Annotated in this window: 20 protein-coding genes; 10 read left to right on the top strand and 10 right to left on the bottom strand. The window is 47.9% G+C overall.

What is annotated here, in order from left to right; genetic code table 11:
• Positions 1-37: 37 nt before the first annotated feature.
• Positions 38-1549 carry a 4-alpha-glucanotransferase gene (gene malQ / locus NC980_RS08555; protein ID WP_190375432.1) on the bottom strand — a complete coding sequence of 504 codons (1512 nt, stop codon included), beginning with the start codon at positions 1547-1549 and terminating at the stop codon, positions 38-40.
• A gap of 104 nt (positions 1550-1653) precedes the next feature.
• Between malQ and NC980_RS08550 the strand changes: the two genes are divergently transcribed.
• Together NC980_RS08550 and NC980_RS08545 are read left to right on the top strand one after the other, a co-directional pair.
• Positions 1654-2082, top strand: a complete 429-nt coding sequence (locus NC980_RS08550) for an NUDIX hydrolase (RefSeq protein WP_190375431.1) — start codon at positions 1654-1656, stop codon at positions 2080-2082.
• On the top strand, positions 2079-2468 hold the full coding sequence (locus NC980_RS08545; RefSeq protein ID WP_190375430.1) for a RidA family protein: 390 nt from the start codon (positions 2079-2081) through the stop codon (positions 2466-2468). Before NC980_RS08550 ends, NC980_RS08545 begins: the two co-directional genes overlap by 4 nt.
• Positions 2469-2594: 126 nt before the next feature.
• On the opposite strand, the gene NC980_RS08540 is transcribed toward NC980_RS08545, so the two are convergent.
• Positions 2595-3167 (bottom strand): thioredoxin family protein, encoded by a 573-nt coding sequence (locus tag NC980_RS08540; RefSeq protein ID WP_190375429.1) that lies wholly within the window; start codon positions 3165-3167, stop codon positions 2595-2597.
• Positions 3168-3196: 29 nt separating this feature from the next.
• Positions 3197-3952 carry an HAD family hydrolase gene (locus tag NC980_RS08535; RefSeq protein WP_190375428.1) on the bottom strand — a complete coding sequence of 252 codons (756 nt, stop codon included), beginning with the start codon at positions 3950-3952 and terminating at the stop codon, positions 3197-3199.
• 113 nt (positions 3953-4065) lie between these two features.
• On the opposite strand from NC980_RS08535, the gene NC980_RS08530 reads away from it, so the two are divergent.
• A complete protein-coding gene (locus NC980_RS08530; protein ID WP_190375427.1) occupies positions 4066-4827 on the top strand; it encodes a hypothetical protein in 762 nt (253 codons plus the stop codon).
• A 6-nt stretch (positions 4828-4833) separates the two neighbouring features.
• On the opposite strand, the gene NC980_RS08525 is transcribed toward NC980_RS08530, so the two are convergent.
• Complete coding sequence (locus NC980_RS08525; protein WP_190375426.1) at positions 4834-5868, bottom strand: molybdopterin-dependent oxidoreductase; 1035 nt, start codon at positions 5866-5868, stop codon at positions 4834-4836.
• A 126-nt stretch (positions 5869-5994) separates the two neighbouring features.
• On the opposite strand from NC980_RS08525, the gene NC980_RS08520 reads away from it, so the two are divergent.
• Positions 5995-7434 carry a serine/threonine-protein kinase gene (locus tag NC980_RS08520; RefSeq protein ID WP_190375425.1) on the top strand — a complete coding sequence of 480 codons (1440 nt, stop codon included), beginning with the start codon at positions 5995-5997 and terminating at the stop codon, positions 7432-7434.
• 41 nt (positions 7435-7475) lie between these two features.
• Here the strand turns inward: NC980_RS08520 and NC980_RS08515 are convergent, their stop codons facing one another.
• Positions 7476-8039: a phycobiliprotein lyase gene (locus tag NC980_RS08515; RefSeq protein ID WP_190375424.1), complete on the bottom strand. Its 564-nt coding sequence runs from the start codon at positions 8037-8039 to the stop codon at positions 7476-7478.
• A gap of 113 nt (positions 8040-8152) precedes the next feature.
• Between NC980_RS08515 and NC980_RS08510 the strand changes: the two genes are divergently transcribed.
• The gene (locus NC980_RS08510) at positions 8153-8728 is read left to right on the top strand and encodes a Uma2 family endonuclease (protein WP_190375423.1); all 576 of its coding nucleotides are present in this window, start codon (positions 8153-8155) and stop codon (positions 8726-8728) included.
• Here NC980_RS08510 and NC980_RS08505 read toward each other — a convergent pair.
• The 3 genes from NC980_RS08505 to lexA all read right to left on the bottom strand — a co-directional run bounded on the left by NC980_RS08505 (position 8725) and on the right by lexA (position 10960).
• Positions 8725-10065, bottom strand: coding sequence for an MFS transporter (locus NC980_RS08505; protein ID WP_347272562.1), 1341 nt, complete (start codon positions 10063-10065; stop codon positions 8725-8727). The genes NC980_RS08510 and NC980_RS08505 overlap by 4 nt on opposite strands.
• Before the next feature lie 26 nt (positions 10066-10091).
• Complete coding sequence (locus NC980_RS08500; RefSeq protein ID WP_190375422.1) at positions 10092-10247, bottom strand: hypothetical protein; 156 nt, start codon at positions 10245-10247, stop codon at positions 10092-10094.
• Positions 10248-10339: 92 nt separating this feature from the next.
• Positions 10340-10960 carry a transcriptional repressor LexA gene (gene lexA / locus NC980_RS08495; RefSeq protein ID WP_190375421.1) on the bottom strand — a complete coding sequence of 207 codons (621 nt, stop codon included), beginning with the start codon at positions 10958-10960 and terminating at the stop codon, positions 10340-10342.
• Between the two features lie 179 nt (positions 10961-11139).
• Here lexA and NC980_RS08490 point away from each other — a divergent pair, with 179 nt between their 5' ends.
• From NC980_RS08490 to NC980_RS08480, 3 genes are read left to right on the top strand one after another with little or no spacing between them, the layout of a single operon-like run.
• Positions 11140-12054 carry a class I SAM-dependent methyltransferase gene (locus NC980_RS08490; protein WP_190375420.1) on the top strand — a complete coding sequence of 305 codons (915 nt, stop codon included), beginning with the start codon at positions 11140-11142 and terminating at the stop codon, positions 12052-12054.
• Positions 12055-12057: 3 nt separating this feature from the next.
• Positions 12058-12843, top strand: a complete 786-nt coding sequence (cbiQ, locus tag NC980_RS08485; RefSeq protein ID WP_190375419.1) for a cobalt ECF transporter T component CbiQ — start codon at positions 12058-12060, stop codon at positions 12841-12843.
• On the top strand, positions 12825-13661 hold the full coding sequence (locus NC980_RS08480) for an ATP-binding cassette domain-containing protein (protein ID WP_190375630.1): 837 nt from the start codon (positions 12825-12827) through the stop codon (positions 13659-13661). The genes cbiQ and NC980_RS08480 overlap by 19 nt, the downstream gene beginning before the upstream one ends.
• Positions 13662-13703: 42 nt before the next feature.
• On the opposite strand, the gene NC980_RS08475 is transcribed toward NC980_RS08480, so the two are convergent.
• Both NC980_RS08475 and NC980_RS08470 read right to left on the bottom strand, forming a co-directional pair.
• Positions 13704-15122 (bottom strand): tetratricopeptide repeat protein, encoded by a 1419-nt coding sequence (locus tag NC980_RS08475; protein ID WP_190375418.1) that lies wholly within the window; start codon positions 15120-15122, stop codon positions 13704-13706.
• A 100-nt stretch (positions 15123-15222) separates the two neighbouring features.
• The gene (locus NC980_RS08470; protein WP_190375417.1) at positions 15223-15471 is read right to left on the bottom strand and encodes a Ycf34 family protein; all 249 of its coding nucleotides are present in this window, start codon (positions 15469-15471) and stop codon (positions 15223-15225) included.
• Between the two features lie 182 nt (positions 15472-15653).
• Between NC980_RS08470 and NC980_RS08465 the strand changes: the two genes are divergently transcribed.
• Both NC980_RS08465 and NC980_RS08460 read left to right on the top strand, forming a co-directional pair.
• Complete coding sequence (locus tag NC980_RS08465; RefSeq protein WP_190375416.1) at positions 15654-16955, top strand: CCA tRNA nucleotidyltransferase; 1302 nt, start codon at positions 15654-15656, stop codon at positions 16953-16955.
• Positions 16956-17114: 159 nt separating this feature from the next.
• A complete protein-coding gene (locus NC980_RS08460; RefSeq protein WP_190375415.1) occupies positions 17115-17300 on the top strand; it encodes a hypothetical protein in 186 nt (61 codons plus the stop codon).
• The last annotated feature ends 71 nt before the right edge of the window (positions 17301-17371 follow it).

Raw genomic sequence — 17371 nt, 5'->3', positions numbered from 1 at the left:
ACGCGGTTTCTGTCGCTGTTTCAGGGATAGTTCTGCATTAATTTGAATGCTTGCTTTGTGGAGCGCGTCCGAATAGATGCGTCAGGCTTGCAAACCGATCGCGAATCTCATCGCTCAGCATCTCCGATCGATACCGCCAGCCCCAATTGCCTTCTGCTTGCCCTGGTGCATTCATCCGGGCATCGGTTCCTAAGCCCATCAGGTCTTGCAGCGGAATGATAGAGAGTACGGCAACTGAACTCATTGCCACGCGAATCAAATCCCAGTGAATGCCTTGATGGCTAATGCAGCCAAGATAGTTCAATAAGTTATCGCGCTCATAGTCTGAAAGCTGCTCATACCAGCCGATCGTTGTATCGTTATCGTGTGTTCCGGTATAAACAAGACAATTGTGTGGATAGTTAAACGGGAGATAGGGATTATCCGGAGCAGATCCAAAGGCGAAGTGAATGATCTTCATGCCTGGAAACTCAAACTTGTCTCTCAGTTGTTCTACTTCGGGAGTGATTACACCCAGGTCTTCAGCTAAGATTGGCAGCTTACCTAACTTGCGATCAAGCATCTGAAAAAACAACTCTCCTGGTGCTTCGACCCAGTTTCCATTTATTGCCGTTTCTTCACCCTGCGGCACTGCCCAGTAAGCTTGAAAACCGCGGAAATGATCAATCCGAATCCAATCGACTAAATCTAACATGGCTTCAAAGCGCTGCACCCACCACTTGAAGTCAGTCTTTTCAAGGTACTCCCAATCATAGATGGGATTGCCCCAAAGCTGTCCAGTTGCACTAAAGTAGTCCGGTGGAACACCCGCCATCAGTTCGGGATGACCCGTTTCAGGATCAAGCCTGAAATTTTGTGAGTTTGCCCACACATCCGCACTATCGTGCGCGACATAGATGGGAATATCTCCAATGATCTGAATCCCATTTTCATTTGCATGTTGTTTGAGCTTAATCCACTGTCGGAAAAACTCGAACTGGAGGTATTTTTGGTAGAAAATCTCGTCTTGTAAGCGTTCTTGAGCGTGTCCGATCGCTTCCGGCTTAAACCGCATCAGTTCCGGTTCCCACTCGTACCAGCTTTTCCCACCGCTTTCTTCTTTCAGCGCCATAAACAGCGCATAATCTTCGAGCCAGTAGGCTTTGCGAGTACAGAACTCAGCGAACTCTCGTTGCTCAGACTCGCGATGCTTGAATGCTTCACAAGCTTTACGCCACAACGGAGCTTTCGTCGCATAAACGCGATCGTAATCCGTTCCATTCAGCCAGAACTCCGGCAGATTGGCAAAGTCTGATTCTTCTAATAATCCCCGATCGCGCAGCGCTTCTAGACTAATCAACAACGGATTCCCTGCCATTGATGAATACGAGGCATATGGTGAATTTCCATAGCCTGTTGGCCCAAGTGGCAACACTTGCCAATACTGCTGACCGCTCTGCACCAAGAATTCAATAAAGCGATGAGCTTCAGATCCCAACTCACCAATACCAAATCGACCAGGGAAACAGGTAGGATGCAGCAAAACGCCGCTCGATCGTTTCAAAGACATAAAATCAACGCGAGGAAAAGGCTCCCAGAACTGTAACATAGAGCGAAAAGCGCAATCTCTGCCGAAAGAAGAATCAAGATTTATTCGGAAAACGTAAACTTTCTATGGCTCATCGCAATCCCGCTCCCACCGTGGACATCATTATCGAATTAATCGATCGTCCTCATCGTCCGATCGTCTTAATCGAGCGCCTCAATCCTCCCCACGGTTGGGCAATTCCCGGTGGATTTATTGATTACGGCAATTCTGCTGAAACGACTGCACACAACGAAGCGATCGAGGAAACCGGACTCGAAATCGAATTGGTGGATCTGCTGGGTGTGTATTCTGCTCCCGATCGCGACGAGCGCCAGCACACGATGAGCGTTGCTTATATTGCGACTGCTAAAGGCGATCCCAGAGCGGGAGACGATGCGAAAAACGTGCGCGTGATCAACATTTGGGAGATCCCACCAAATTTATGCTTTGATCACGATCGCATTTTGCACGATTATTTACAGTACAGAAATTATGGAATGCGTCCAAGGTTATGAAGAAAGTAATTCGGACTGATGCGGCTCCGGCTCCGGTTGGCCCCTACAATCAAGCGATCGTCGCACAAGGATTAGTCTTTGTCGCAGGGCAAATCTCGCTTGATCCTAGAACGGGTGAGATTGTCGGTGCGGGTGATATTGTGGCGCAAACCGATCGAGCCTTAACCAGCATGAAGGCAATTCTAGAGGCGGCGGGTTCGTCGATGGCAAACGTCGTAAAGACGACGGTGTTTCTGAAAGATATCAATGATTTTGCAGCCATGAATGCGGTGTATGCCAAGTATTTTGAGGAAGAAAGTGCGCCTGCTCGAATTTGTGTGGAAGTCGCACGATTGCCCAAAGATTTGTTGGTTGAAATTGACTGTATTGCAAGCGTGAATAATTAACGGCTTGTCGGTAGGGATGTTCTCATGGAATAGCTCTACAGTTAGAAAACGCGATCGCTGCTTTCTCAACGAGCAAGCGATCGCGCTTGATTCGACTAATCGGGCATACTATTCGGTCAAATGGTGTTAGGACTTCTCGACCACTTGAGCGCTATGTCCGCGTGGATCGCTTGGTTTGGCGCTTGGCTTGGTGCTGGCAGGTGAGGAAAACGCCGAAGTTTGTCCGATGCTTTGGGCGTGGGGAAGTTCTGTGCCCATCGATAACGCAATCAAATTCTCTTCTACGATCGATCGCGGTTGCTCACCAATCGCTTGAGCGATCGCATTCCCTGTTTGATCCATATAAACAAAGTGCGGAATGCCATCGACGCGATAATGCAGAATTTCGGGCAGCCACTTGTCGTTATCCACATTCAGCATGACGAAATTCACGCGATCGCCATAGCTATCTTTGAGTGATTTTAGCTCTGGAGCCATTGCCTGACAGCTTGTACACCAATTAGCATAAAACTCCATCAGTGTCGGTTTGCCGTTGGTTAAGGCAACTTCTAGTGGTGTAGAAGCAGCAGACATTTCATTCAGCGAAACGCCTGTCGTTTGAGTGCGGAGTCCAAGCACCATCGCAACAGTAAGCACGATCGCGCTAATCACAATCAGAAAATTGCGGACACGAGCCGCGATCGGGGTTGAAGATTCCATAGCGTTTGTGAGTTCCTATCTTGCTTCTTTCAGTGTACCGAGATTACTGCGTCGGCGAATTCACAAAATCCCATTCCTTCCGGCTGCGTGGTGATGTAGGTTGGTAAGTGCTTTAGTTGCGTTTGATAGTGCTGAATGTTGGCAACTCCGATCGACATTGAAAACTGAGACGCATCAAATAAACTTTCATCATTTGGACTATCGCCAATAGTTGCAACTTGCTTCAGGTTGTACTGAGGAAATTGATCGCTTAAAACCTTTAATAGTCCCTGTGCTTTGTCTTGTTGCAGTAGTTTAATGTGACATTGAACATTGCTATAAGTGAAGCCAAAACCACGTTTTTGACAGAGCAAGCTTAATTGATTAAGGTCTGAAACTGCTAACCCAGCAACATCAAATGTCCAATCGGTAAGACGAAACGCATTATCACTGGATTCTTGAATCTGTGGAAACTGCGATCGTAGTTCTAAAAACATTGCGGCTAACTTCTGGCGATGCACTTTCAAGTCCGCGATCGGTACTAATAATTCTTGTGTTTCACCTTGATAAAACAATCCGCCGTTTTCGGCGATCGCCCCTACGATTGGTAAGTAATGGACTAAACCATTCACCCAACCCGCTGATCGTCCAGTTACAATCAGCACCGCAACTCCGGCTTGATTCAGCCGATCGAAGGCTTGTAACAGTTGAGGCGTAAATTTTTGACTGATGGTTAACGTTCCATCCATATCAGTTGCAATGAGTTGAATTGACTGCAAACCGGGAGCGCTACTGAGCGGAATCATCGTTAACTGCCTCGCATTGACTCCTTAATTCTTTCATGTTGTAGAAACACTGAAATATTTACTCTGGTTTCTGGGCACTCTGAAACCGACGATTCTCGCCCTGAAAAAGTCCTATGTCACCTCACGCTTATCCCCTGCTTGCTCAAGCTGCTGTCAAAACTCAGCCCGCACCTAAGCCACAAGTTCAAACTGGGGCAAACATTTGGATGACGACTTCGGGGGCGCTGTTTTTGATGCTTGTTGTGTTAGGAATTCTCTCCACAATCCAAGCTAGTAAGCTGAAAAAACAAGTGAAGTTTGAGATGCTCAAAAATCGCGAGTACCAGAAAAAATTGAAATATGCGGTAGAAACGATCGGCAAAATGGAGCGCAACCCCGATCTGATTCACTCTCGCGAATTTAACCTCGATTATCTCCGGATGCGAATGGCGGAAGAAGTGTTTCACTTTGCGATCGTCAATCAAATTAAGATTCGCGTTAAAGATAAAATCACGGTCGCCCTGCGTCCGACCCAAGCCAATCAAGGCGAAATTGGCATTGCCAGCACAGGTCGCCAAGTCGATGAAATCTTTGATGTGCTATACAAAACAGGTGAAACGGCACAATCGACTAGAGTTTTGTTCCGCATTCAAATCAAGATCCTGAAGCTTCCAACTCAGCCTACTTCAGTCACCATTAATCAGATTATTGATTGCTTTGAAACCTTCCTCAGCCCAACCCACGAGAATGATACGTGGCAACCTGCGGTACAAGGCAGAATTGCCAATATGCGCTGGGATCAAAACGCTAAACCAACACCATTGCTGGTGTTAGAGCAAACGCAAGAAGGCTCAAACGTGACGTTTAGAACGACTCGCATGGCGAATAACTCGTGATGTCGTCTAAGCTTCTAGTGTAGTTTGAATCCGCAAAATCCCAGAACTGCCGTCTTTGCCGTTGGAGTCCTCGATCGGTTGCTGTTGTCGCTCCGATGTTGCTTTTGCTAACAAGTTATACTTTCCAGCTTGATCCGGCTTCCACAAATAGCGCCACAGCGTCCATTCATGCGGCGATTCTGGACGATTTTGTTCCGCAGTTTGCCAGGTTGAGCCATTGTCAGCGCTGACTTGAATCGATTGGATCGGAGTTGATCGATCCAGCGCAACCCCCGCAAGCATTACGCCCTTCTCCCAGTTATCGCGGCTCAATGTTACTTGATGGCGCTTATTCCACACTCTCGAATCTTGCACCTGACGCATCAGTGAATGAGTTGGAATCTCAGCCGTATTCGACCAGCCTTGGTTCTCCCAGAATCCGGTTTTGGTTTTCGCGATCGCCTCGATCCCGACAATCCATTTCGGTTGCTTCTGCCCAAAATGTCCCGGAATCAGAATTCTCACTGGATAGCCATGTGCCGCCGTCAACGGCTCACCATTCATCCGATGTACCAATCGCACTTCTGGACGCATCACTTCCGCCACAGGCAGCGTCGTTTCGTACCAATCTGCGCCCTTCATCGCAAACTCGATCGCGCTCGATTTCACACCTGCCCGTTTGAGAAAGGGTAAAAGCGGTGTGCCTGTCCACCGTGCATTTCCGATCAAATTCCCACCTGCCGGATTTCCGATACATTCCATCGTCAGGTAAAACTCTTCCTGCGGTGCATTCAGAATGTCTTGTAGGGTGAGTGTAATCGGCTGATTGATTTCTCCTGTAATTTTGAGTTGCCATTTCTCTGCATTCACCTGAGAAGCCAGCGCATAAGACTGCACATAGAACTCATCAATCGGTGTAATCAAATGATCGGGGAGCGGTGCAGTGGGTTCGATCGAAAACAACAGATCCATTGCCTTAGCCTGACAGCCGCCCAAAACGCTGGCTGCAATCAAGCCACCTGATGTTTGTCCCAACAGCCTTAAAAGTTCTCGACGGTTCACGGAATTTTAGCGATCGACAGTGAGATTATTCTAGTCTCTGCTGACCGCCCGAAAAAGCGTCTGCATAAATCTGCTCAAGTAGAAATCCAGTGATACAGTTGATTAGCATCATTTCTTTACCGAGCTATGAGCTTACCGCTTCCTGATGGCACGATCGTTCAAAATCGCTACCGGATTCTTCGAGTCTTGGGGCAAGGCGGTTTTGGGCGGACTTATCTAGCACAAGACACGAATCGGTTTAACGAAATCTGCGTTCTCAAAGAATTCGAGCCACGATCGCAAGGCTCAAAGTACGCTCAAAAAGCGGAAGAACTATTCACCCGCGAAGCTAAAGTCCTGCATCAACTTCATCACCCGCAGATTCCGCAGTTTCGCGAGTTGTTTCAGGTGAAAACGCAGAATCGAGAGCTATTGTTCTTAGTGCAAGACTATGTGGAAGGGAAGACTTACGAAGAACTGCTCAACGATCGCCGCAATCAACATCTCACTTTTAGCGAATTAGAAGCAGTTCAACTGCTGCAACAGCTTTTGCCGGTTTTGGACTACATTCATCAAGCAGGCATTGTGCATCGAGATATTTCACCCGATAACATTATTTTGAGACAGTGGGATCAAAAGCCTGTCTTAATTGATTTTGGTGTGGTGAAAGCGGCGGCAACTCAAGCCGTTCATTCGGCTCAAACGCTGGTCGGAAAGCCGGGATATGCACCGATCGAACAGCTTCATAAAGGCAGCGCCGAACCGAGCAGCGATCTTTATGCGTTAGCGGTGACGATCGTGGTTCTGCTCACCGGACGAGATGCTCAATCCCTGTTTAATCCACGTGATCTCACTTGTCAATGGAAACAGTATGCAAATCCTTCTGCGCTGTTCGCTCAAGTGATTGATCGAATGTTGAGCAATCGACCGAGCGATCGTTATCATTCCGCTCGTGAAGTCTTGGATGCGCTGTCGATGGTTTCTCCAGGTGTCCTAATTCCTGCTGTGCTGCCGCAACCGACTCGATCGACGCATCAAGGAACGGTTGCACTTGCAGGAAGACATCCGCGCCGATCAACGATCGCCACAACTGGAAATTATCCTCGCCCTTGGTTTGAGGCTGCTTTTGATTTACCGTTAGCTCTAATCAAATTTACCTACAGAACGCTTAAGGCAGTGTTCCGCCTGATGTTTGGCATTGTTCGCTTTACGGTATTTGGCATCTTCAAGTTTATTTTGAAGCTGTTGTTTTGGATTCTCGCGCTGTTTAGCCTGATTTGGCTTGTGCCGCAAGTGTTTCCCTATGTCGCAAAATCAGTTCCCCGGCTTGATCAAGTCATGCCGAAACCGACAACAGTGCAGGCGATCGACTATGCAGCAGAATGTCAAAAGCTTGGCATTGATTACAGTGAGTTTATTGTTCAAGTGAACGAGGAATTCTATCGCAAGTATCCCGACCGACGCGGCAAACCGTTAAATCAAGGTCAAGCCGATCAAAAACTTCGGAGCGAATGGCATCGAATTGCTCAGAATCTCTTAAATCAGAAATCAGGTCGTAAATCTCTCACCAAAGTTGCAGAGTATTAATAAACAAGCCCCCAAAATTCTAGATTTTGAGGGCGATTTCATTAGCTGTTTGCGGCTGCGGCATCTGCCGTCTGTGGATCAGGCTTCGCACCGCCCATTCTCACCTCAGAACAGAACGATGCCATACTAAACCCGCCAAACCGCTTCAAAATGCTGTGACGTAACCGTACATTCGGGCTTTCAAACCACAGCCGCTCTTTGGAATACATCGTGTCATATTCCGTAATTAGCGTTAATTCGTTGTTTTCAGCCATTTCATAGCGTCCTGCAACCGGAGCCTTCTCTGCATATCCCATTTCTCTAAGGAGTTTGCCCTGCATCGGGTTTTCTGGATCGGCGATCGGCACAAGAACGGTCGATCCAGCGTGCTTTTCTTCGTCCCATTCCATCGTTCCGTCCCAAGTCACACGCGCTCCGCATAATGCCGTCGCTGGATCAACTTCATACATCTGGCAAAGCGCTAGGACTGCCGGATCAGCTTTATCTAAAAGTTCGATCTCGATCGTGGATTTTCCACCCTCCTGCTGCTTAAACGCGAGATGGTGGCTGGTTCGCATTGACGACCATTTTCCCGCGCTTTGTTCAAAAAACTCAACAATGTCCATGAATCGATCCTATGGCTGGTTTTTATTCACTTTCCTATTCTAAAAGGTTCAGCCGCGTGAAAAATCGAACAGGATGTTAAGTTGAAGATCCGATTGCCAAACAGGAGCGCCCGATGCAAACGCAAATGAAGCGAGTGTCCCCCAAAGAATATCTAGAGCTTGAGCGCAAAGCCGAGTTTCGCAGCGAGTACCGCAATGGAGAAATGAGCCCGATGACCGGAGGAACAGCCAACCACAACACAATCTTTATTAACTGGTGCGCCTTGCTTAAATCTCAGCTACGCGGAAAGAACGCTAAAGTTTTCGGGGGCGATCTACGGCTCTGGATTCCTGACTATCAACTGTATACCTATCCAGATGTGATGGTGATAGAAGGAGCGCCAATCTTTCTCGACGATCGTAAAGATACCGTGACAAATCCCACCTTGATTATAGAAGTGTTATCGAAATCAACAGAAGAGTATGATCGTTCCGCTAAATTCAAGATGTATCGATCGATTCCTCAGTTTCAAGAGTATGTGTTGATCAATCAGTATCAGGTTGAAGTCGAACACTATACAAAGACTGCTGAGGGCTGGTTGTTACGCGAGTATGGAGCCGATACAGAATCAATTTTGCTGAAATCCTTTGGAGTTGAAGTCGCGATCACAGACCTTTACGAAGGCGTAGCCTTTGAACCCGAAAGCTAGTTTGCTTTTTTCTCCTTCCACGGCGCGAAGAAAGGCAGCAGCAACAATCCGGGTAACGCCAAAATCGCAGTCAGCAGAAAGAATGCTGTCCAGCCCATTGACTGTGCCCACTGTCCGGCAGGTGCAACCAAAATATCGCGACTAAATGCAGCTAAGCTCGATAACAATGCGTATTGAGTTGCAGAGAGTCCAGGATTACATAAACCCATTAGAAACGCCACAAACGCGGCTGATTCTAATCCCGCACAAAAGTTTTCTAAGTTAATTGCCAGAATCATCAAGGGGAAATTTTTTCCAACCTCGGCAAGCAGAACATAAAGCAAATTTCCACTCGCTTGCAGCACCGCAAAAAACCAGAGCGATCGATTCACTCCCATCCGCGTCATAATTGCCCCACCTGCTAGCGTCCCCACAATCACCGCAACAATACTCAATGCTCTCGGCGTGGCTAAATCTTCCGGGCTAAACTTTAAGCCGTTATCCAGTAGAAACGGTGTGGCAACGTTTCGCAGCAGTGAATCTCCGAGCCGATACACCACAATAAACGCAAGAATTGCGATCGCTCGTCCGGCTCCGTTGCGCCCAATAAAATCCTGAAATGGCAATACTACTGATTCTTTTAGCGTCTCAGGCGGTCGAATTTGCGTCGTCGGCTCTGGCGCAATGAGTGAACTAATCACACCGATTGACATCAATAACGCCATAATCACATACACCCACCGCCAAGGCATGACTCCCGCTAGATAAAATGTCACCGCTCCAGCAACTAAAATCGCCAACCGATAGCCAAGCAAAAACACCGAAGCCCCTGCACCCCGTTCGTATTCTTGCAAAACCTCGGTTCGATAGGCATCTGCGACAATATCTTGACTCGCGCTAAAAAATGCCACCACCAAAGCAGCTAAGAAAAACGGGCTAACCGAAAGCGCCCGTATGGTCTGCCAAAACTCGCAAAAGCCTTTGAATACTGTTTGATTTCGACAGACATCTACCGAATTAACCGCGACTTGCTGAAGTTGGCTTGTGTCTTGAAATGCCATCCAGCCGATCGCGAGTAGCAAAATAACCTGACTCACAATTAGCCAGCCGCGTCTGCGTCCAAGCAGCGGGGGCACAAAGCGATCGAGAAACGGCGACCACAAGAATTTCAGCGAATAGGGGATTGCTGCCACGCTAAAGGCTGCAATCACCTTCAGATCGACTCCTTCTTTACTTAACCAAGCTTGAAGCGGATCTTTTCCGGTTAAGTAAAACGGCAAACCAGATGAGAAGCCGAGCAAAATCAGAGCCGCCATTTTTCGACTCTGAAAGACTCTGAGATAGGGTTGAGTATTCACGGGGATGAAGCGCCGAATCGAGAACGTTAGCCATCATCGCACAGACAGCGCGATTTGAATTTTTCGATCGCACAACCTCTAAGATTGTTCCGCCATTGATCTTCGTTCAACAAATCAATATGGCAAATGTTGAATTTACCCGATGCCGTAGAGACGCGATTAATTGCGTCTCTACCATTCACGCATTGATCCGTAATCTAACAAAATTGGAAAAAATGGGAACATCAAATCGCAACGTCCCCCATTTATTTGTTCATTCCAAAATTTGGTTAGTTTAGATTTTCCCGTAACCGCGCCAAACACCAACTAGAACTCCTTGAATCTCAACTTCCGAAGCAGGAACCTCGGTCATTGGATACAGCTCACGATTGGGATTGCCGGGTTTGAGAATGACTTTATTACCTTTGCGCTCAAAATATTTCAGCGTGGACTTACCTTGATGGTGTGCTGCGACGATCGTGTCATTTTTGACCGTTTTCGGATCACTGACGGGCTGCAAAATTACAATATCGCCGTCATCAATAAGGGCATCGATCATGCTGTGACCGCGGACTTTCAGCGCAAAATGATTCGGCTTCAGCAGCAAATTCGACAAATCGAGGTACTCAACTTCGACATCTGGGAAGGTTTCTACCAGGCTGGTTGCCGCGATCGCGCCCCGAATGGGAACTCCCTGCGGTAGCGGATTAAGAATGCGAATTGTACGGGCTTGTCCCTCTGTCCAGCCGATGTAGCCCTTGTTGCGGAGATGCTCCAAGCGGCTTTGAACCGGAGCCGGAGACTTGAGATTCATCGCGGTCATCATTTGCCGAATCGATGGAGCGTGTTGGTGGTCGCGGATGTATTCGACCAGCCAGTCGTAAAGTTGTTGTTGGGCTTCGGTAAGGGGTTCCATAAACTCCTACAGAGATGACGAAGAACTAAAGTATTTTAGAACACTTGTATCACGAATTTGTACACTCGTCTAGTAAATTTGTTTATTATTTTAAGAACATTTGTATCTTTAATTCTGTCATTTGTCGAGCGATCGCGAGTTGTAGAATTAGGAACGTTAATGAAATCCTAAATTTAGATATGACAGCTACTCGCGAAACCAAGCCTAGTTTGACTTCCCGGATTGTCAACGGCATTTTATCGATTCCGCCTGTGTTTAATTTGGCGAGGGTTCGCGCTCGAAACATGATGATGAAACGTGCAGAATCAATTGGAGTTCCTTGGACAAAGATTGTTGCCGATTTGCAAGCGCGAGATTGGTCAAAAGAATTTGAAAGAGTCAATAATCCAGCGTTGAAATATCCCGAATATTATTTGCGTCCGTTTCATGCGTATGAAGCCGGGAATTTAGGGTGGGAACCTGCAACGGAAGTGGAAGTTGCAGCGTATGCGGTTCATGCTCGAATTTGGCAAGATGCTGGCAAAGATGGCGATCGCCGATTGCGGCAGAGTTATCACGATGTTTTGAAAGCTGAGATTTCAACTGCACCCAAAGATATTATTGATTTCGGGTGCAGTGTGGGAATGAGTACCGTGGCGCTGCAAGAAACGTTTCCGGGTTCAACGGTGACAGGAGTGGATCTTTCGCCCCATTTTTTAGCGGTCGCTGAGTATCGCGTCGGAAATCGTCCCGATGTCCATTGGCGACATGCTGCGGCTGAATCGACGGATTTACCGGCGGGTTCGTATGATTTAGTTTCGGCTTGCTTGCTGTTTCATGAATTGCCCCAGGATGCGGCGATCGCGATTCTTCAAGAAGCAAGAAGATTGCTGCGTCCGAGCGGTCATCTTGCAATTATGGATATGAATCCGCGCTCTGAAGTTTATGCAAAAATGCCGCCGTATATCCTGACCTTACTGAAAAGTACAGAGCCGTATTTGGATCAGTATTTTGCGTTGGATTTGGAGGGGGCGATCGTACAGGCGGGATTTGCTCAACCGTCACTCACTTGCAATTCTCCGCGTCATCGTACTTTGATCGCTCAAGCGTGTTAATCGATGCAGCTTTGGATTGATACGTTTTCTTACCGCAATCGACTACGGAGATTACCCCCGCAACAGAAGGTGCTGTTTGCGGGGATTGTTCTACTTTTTGCATTGATTACTCGCCCGATCGTTCAGTGTGCGATCGGGCTGTGGATGAGCGTATGGATTGTGAATTACGCTGGAATTCCGAGCAAGATTTACGGGCGAATGTTGAGTGTTGCGATCGCGTTTTGGCTTACAAGTATTCCTGCATTGTTGATTGCAGGTGTTGCTTTGTCTGAACGATCAAGAATTCAGACAGATGTGTTATCGGGTTTCTCGATTGGTTCACATTACCTGTATCTGAGTCAGCAGGGGATGTTACAAGCAGGGTTGATTTTTACGCGCACGATCGCAACAGTTTCGTCCTTATATTTCCTATTATTAACAACTCCCCTTTCAGAGATATTAAAGGTAATGCGTCAAGCAAGATGCCCAGAAATATTAACTGAATTATTATTACTGATGTATCGATTTATTTTTATTTTGCTGTCTACTGCAAACCAACTTTGGATGGCTCAACATTCACGCAATGGATACTGCACCTATCAACGCTGGTTTTATAGTTTGAGCCTTTTAGTGAGTCAACTTTTTCGTAAGACAATGGAAAACTATCAGCAATTTGTTTTATCAACGGCTGCAAGAGGCTTTAATGGGACATTTCGAGTTTGGTCGCTGCAGCAATATCAACCTTCACGACGATATACGATCGAAGCTGGTTTCGGCTGCTTTCTGCTTTTATTGAGCCTATGCTTTTAGAATTTCGCGAGATTGACTATACATATTCAGGTGTAACAGAGCCTGCAATTCGAGGCTTAACGCTGCAAATTCCGAGCGCAAAACGAATTGCTTTAATCGGTCAAAACGGTTGCGGCAAAACGACCTTATTTCTACTAGCAAATGGGCTATATCAACCGCAGAATGGCGAAATTTATTGGCAAGGAGAACGGCTGAAATACGATCGACGATCATTAATTAACTTACGGCGAAAAGTTGGCTTAGTCTTCCAAAACCCCGAACAGCAAGTCATTGCTTCAACCGTAATTGAAGATATTTCCTACGGTTTATGTAATCTAGGTTGGAAAGATTCACAAATTGAAAGCGCGATCGCTCCAGTGCTCAATGAATTCGGTTTAACTGAATTCGCAAATCGCCCAATTCACCAGCTAAGTTTAGGGCAAAAAAAGCGCGTTTCTCTTGCAGGTGTAATGGTTTTGCAGCCTGAATTACTGCTGCTGGATGAGCCAACCGCTTATCTCGATCCGCTCCATACTCGCGCCCTTGCTCAAAGCTTAGAAAACATTCACGCAGCAGGAACCACGATCGTTATGGCAACTCACGATCTAGAGTGGGTGTATCGCTGGGCAGACTGGGTGATTGTACTTAATCAAGGGACATTAGCCCTTGAAGGAACACCCGAAGCTGTGTTTGCAGAAACAGAAAAACTTGAATTGCTGCAACTTGGAGTGCCGCTTACGGTGAAATTGCTTGCGTTGCTAGATACGTTAGAACAACAAGAAAGCCATTCAGTGATAGAAACGGTGCGCTCTCAATTGCTTGGTTCTAGAAAATCCTGAATTAAGTGATTAGAGCTCCTTAATCCAGGATCTCTAGATTGTTCAAACCCTATTTTTGATTTGAGCCAGTGTGTTTCGATAGCCTTCCGCATCGCCTTTTTGTAGATATAAATCGGCTGCTCGTTGCAGATCCGCGATCGCGCTCTGCCGATTCCCCATCCGCTTTAGCAAAACGCCTCGGTGATAAAACGCTTGCGCTCGGCTCGAATCCAGGCTAATCGCTTGGCTAAAATCCGCGATCGCACCCTGCAAATCTCCGCTCTTCATTCTCGCTTCGCCGCGATTTTCGTAAGCATCTGGATTGCTGCTATCTGCATCTACAGCAGCACTAAAATCTTGAGTTGCTCCAGAGCGATCGCCCAGTTTCGCTCTCAATTCTGCCCGTTGAGATAGCGCTGCTGCAAAATTAGGCTGAATTTGCACTGCCTGAGAATAATCGGCGATCGCGCCTTGTTTATCGCCACTTGCTGCCCGCACATCTCCCCGGCTCTTCATTGCCGGAGCAAAGTTTGGATCGAGCTTTAACGCCTGGTTGTAGTCTGCGATCGCGCCTTCGGAATTGCTGAGCGCAGCGCGAATCATGCCGCGTTGATGGAAGAAAACCGCCAGATTTGGATTGAGCGTGGTGAGTTTGGTTAAGTCCGCTTCAGCCGCTTCCAGAAAGCCGAGTTTTGCATTCACCTGAGCACGGTTGTAGTAGGCATCGGCTAACATCGGTTTGAGCCGGATTGCTTGAGAAAAATCTGCGATCGCGCTGTCTGAGTCTCCGATTTCATGCTGAATGGTGCCACGGGCAACAAAGGCTTCAGCAGAATTCGGCTGCAACTTAATCGCTTCGTTTAGATCAGTCAGTGCCGCTTGACGATCGCCCTTGCGTAACTTGACAAAGCCCCGATTTACCAAAGCAGGCGCAAACTTCGGCGCAACTCGTAACGCCTGGTCAAAGTCCGCGATCGCTTCATCCCAGCTTTGCAGTTGAGTCCGAATATACCCGCGATTCACGTAAGCAGTGGCTAAGTTGGGATTGAGCTGGATGGCTTGATTTAAGTCCGCGAGTGCAGCATCGGTTTCTCCCAAGCTAAATCGCGCACTACCCCGATGCGCGTAGATCATCGCATCGGTCGGATTCATCCCTGCAGCTTGGTCGAGGTCTTGAATTGCGCCTTGATGATCGCCAAGCTGCGATCGCACTGCCCCCCGACTCACATAAGGACTACTCCAGCTTGGATTTAGTCGAATTGCCTGATTGTAAGACTCTAGCGCATCACGATATTTGGCATCGCGGGCGCGATTTTCGCCCTGGCTGAAAAAGTTTTTGGCTTGCTGAATTTGCTCTGCTGCCTCCGGAGTCAGCTTTGGCATATCAGGTTTGGCATCTTGAGCCAATGCAGGAACGGCAGCAAGCCCGATCGCGGCAATTGCGGCGGTGAGATGACACGAAGAACGACGAATAAAACGCATAGTTTGAAACCTGCTTCTCGCGGAGTAAGGTTTTTCCTAGCCTTCCCCAGAAGCAGGTTTTAAATTACACAGCACAATCGGAATTTACGGATGCGGTTTGCTAGGTTGGGATTAATTCTCCGGGCCTGAGCTTCGCCCACTTTCCTTTTTCCTCTTTGAAGCTGAGGCAACCGACGACATCCCACTCCATTTCGATGTGATCCCCGCGATCGCGAATATTGACATTGATCGTCGGTTCAATTGCCTCAAAATCGGGAGTTTCGGTCAAATGAGGCTGTTCGTGCTGAGTTTCGACCGCATTGTAGGTAGTGCAGCTATCGACATAATGGCAGTTTACGCAAATACACATGGTTTCCAGTTCCTCTGCATCACAATAGAGGGGTGGGTTGCTTGCTTTTCTGCTACTCTAGCTCAGGCACACTCAATTGATCACCCCAAATAGGTTGATTTATGTTGCGCTCGAACGGTGGAAAGCTTTTCTCCGACTCGGTTTTTTTGTTAAAGTACGACTTCGATCTAGGTTAGCTCCGCGTGAATTTGCAGTTAGAACATTATCGCAACGTGGCATTGGTTTCGTCGGCCCTCTCTCCGGAAACATGGCCCTTCAGTCTAAAGTGGTTGCCTAAGTCCGCGAGTCTAGTCGGCGGTACGGTACGAGATGCGCTGCTCGATCGTCATTCTGAATATCTCGATCTCGATTTTGTCCTACCGAGTGATGCCGTTGAGACGGCACAAGCGATCGCTCGGCATTATCGCGCTGGATTTGTGGTGTTAGATGCAGAGCGCCAAATCGCCCGCGTCGTGTTTCCACAAGGGACGGCGGATTTTGCGCTTCAGGTGGGAGAAACGCTAGAAGACGACTTACGGCGACGAGATTTTACCGTGAACGCGATCGCCTACCATCCCCACACCAAAGATTTGCTCGATCCGCTGCACGGATATGAGGATTTGCAGCAAAAGCGGCTCAGAATGGTGTCGGTTGAGAACTTATCAGAAGATCCGCTCCGCCTGCTGAGAGCTTACCGCCAAGCGGCTCAACTTGGATTTTCGCTAGAGTCCGAAACCCAAGCCGCGATCCGTCAGCTTGGATCGAATCTGAGCAGAATTGCGGCTGAACGAGTGCAATCTGAGCTGAACTACCTTTTAGGAACGGCACGCGGCACAAGCTGGATCAAGACTGCCTGGAAAGATGGGGTATTGCACGACTGGTTTCCGAGTGCAACATTGCCTCGCCTCGCGCAGATTGCGGCGATCGATCACGTCACTGTGCATTTGCAAGAAACCTGGACGGAGTTTTGGTCAGAACTGAGTCGGACGGTGCGCGGTACTCCTAAAGCCTCTGAAGCGAAAGGATCAGTCCGAACTTGGGTGACGATCGCGAAACTTGCGAGTCTTTTGCCTGATGATCCCGAAGCGGCTGAGGCGCAATTGTGGCGGTTGAAATACAGTCGTGCAGAAATTCAAGCGGTGTGCACTGTTTTGAAAGCGCTGCCGCAGTTGAAATCAAGAGCGGCAATTTGCGATTGGTCACTGGCGGAGCAGTATCAATTCTTTCAAAGCGTAGGGGCGGTGTTTCCTGCGATCGCGCTGCTTGGGTTTGCGATTCAGCTTCCGGTGGAAGGCGTGGCAATGCTAATCGATCGGTTCCTTGATCCCGCTGATCCCGTGGCACATCCGAGCCCAATTTTAACCGGACAGGATCTAATCAGTGCGCTCCAGATTCCACCGAGTCCAAAAATTGGAAAACTTTTGGCGGCGCTGCAACTTGCACGAGCCGAGGGCAAAGTTTCCAGCCGTGAGGAAGCGATGGAACTGGCGCGGTTATTGATTTGAAATTTAACTTCTGCGATCGGGCTTTCACGTTAAGCTGTAGTCTGGATTCCGTTAACGATTTGATTACAGCAAAAGACTGGCAAAACTTCTCAGTTATGGAATATAATCGTCAACTGTGTCTAAATTCAGCAAAGACTGTGACAAAGTAAGGGGTAAACAATGGCTAAACGCCGCAACCAGAAGAAAGAAAAAGCTCTGCGTAACCAAGCATACGCACGTAAATTTCGTAAGCGCACGAATACGGGACGTTTTGGCAATCGGGGCAGACGATTTGATGGCAACCGCGATGAGTCTGAAGGTGATCAAGGCGAGAATCGGGTCGCTGAAGGCGCTGCGGATGTTTAGGCTTGTATGAAGCTTCGTCTGTAGCGTCGCTCGACAACTGTTCGCATTAGCTTATGAATAAGTTCACGACG

Origin of the sequence: Leptolyngbya sp. AS-A5 (genome assembly GCF_039962495.1) — a bacterium.
Classification (GTDB): Bacteria; Cyanobacteriota; Cyanobacteriia; order Leptolyngbyales; family Leptolyngbyaceae; genus Leptolyngbya.
The sequence above is the reverse complement of the archived record's forward strand: the minus strand, read 5'-3'. Positions and strand labels throughout refer to the sequence as shown.

Excerpts from the sequence above, each read along its gene's own strand:
- malQ (WP_190375432.1), bottom strand. The coding sequence starts at position 1,549 with ATGTCTTTGAAACGATCGAGCGGCGTTTTGCTGCATCCTACCTGTTTC.
- NC980_RS08550 (WP_190375431.1), top strand. The coding sequence starts at position 1,654 with ATGGCTCATCGCAATCCCGCTCCCACCGTGGACATCATTATCGAATTA.
- NC980_RS08545 (WP_190375430.1), top strand. The coding sequence starts at position 2,079 with ATGAAGAAAGTAATTCGGACTGATGCGGCTCCGGCTCCGGTTGGCCCC.
- NC980_RS08540 (WP_190375429.1), bottom strand. The coding sequence starts at position 3,167 with ATGGAATCTTCAACCCCGATCGCGGCTCGTGTCCGCAATTTTCTGATT.
- NC980_RS08535 (WP_190375428.1), bottom strand. The coding sequence starts at position 3,952 with ATGATTCCGCTCAGTAGCGCTCCCGGTTTGCAGTCAATTCAACTCATT.
- NC980_RS08530 (WP_190375427.1), top strand. The coding sequence starts at position 4,066 with ATGTCACCTCACGCTTATCCCCTGCTTGCTCAAGCTGCTGTCAAAACT.
- NC980_RS08520 (WP_190375425.1), top strand. The coding sequence starts at position 5,995 with ATGAGCTTACCGCTTCCTGATGGCACGATCGTTCAAAATCGCTACCGG.
- NC980_RS08515 (WP_190375424.1), bottom strand. The coding sequence starts at position 8,039 with ATGGACATTGTTGAGTTTTTTGAACAAAGCGCGGGAAAATGGTCGTCA.
- NC980_RS08510 (WP_190375423.1), top strand. The coding sequence starts at position 8,153 with ATGCAAACGCAAATGAAGCGAGTGTCCCCCAAAGAATATCTAGAGCTT.
- lexA (WP_190375421.1), bottom strand. The coding sequence starts at position 10,960 with ATGGAACCCCTTACCGAAGCCCAACAACAACTTTACGACTGGCTGGTC.
- NC980_RS08490 (WP_190375420.1), top strand. The coding sequence starts at position 11,140 with ATGACAGCTACTCGCGAAACCAAGCCTAGTTTGACTTCCCGGATTGTC.
- cbiQ (WP_190375419.1), top strand. The coding sequence starts at position 12,058 with ATGCAGCTTTGGATTGATACGTTTTCTTACCGCAATCGACTACGGAGA.
- NC980_RS08475 (WP_190375418.1), bottom strand. The coding sequence starts at position 15,122 with ATGCGTTTTATTCGTCGTTCTTCGTGTCATCTCACCGCCGCAATTGCC.
- NC980_RS08470 (WP_190375417.1), bottom strand. The coding sequence starts at position 15,471 with ATGTGTATTTGCGTAAACTGCCATTATGTCGATAGCTGCACTACCTAC.
- NC980_RS08460 (WP_190375415.1), top strand. The coding sequence starts at position 17,115 with ATGGCTAAACGCCGCAACCAGAAGAAAGAAAAAGCTCTGCGTAACCAA.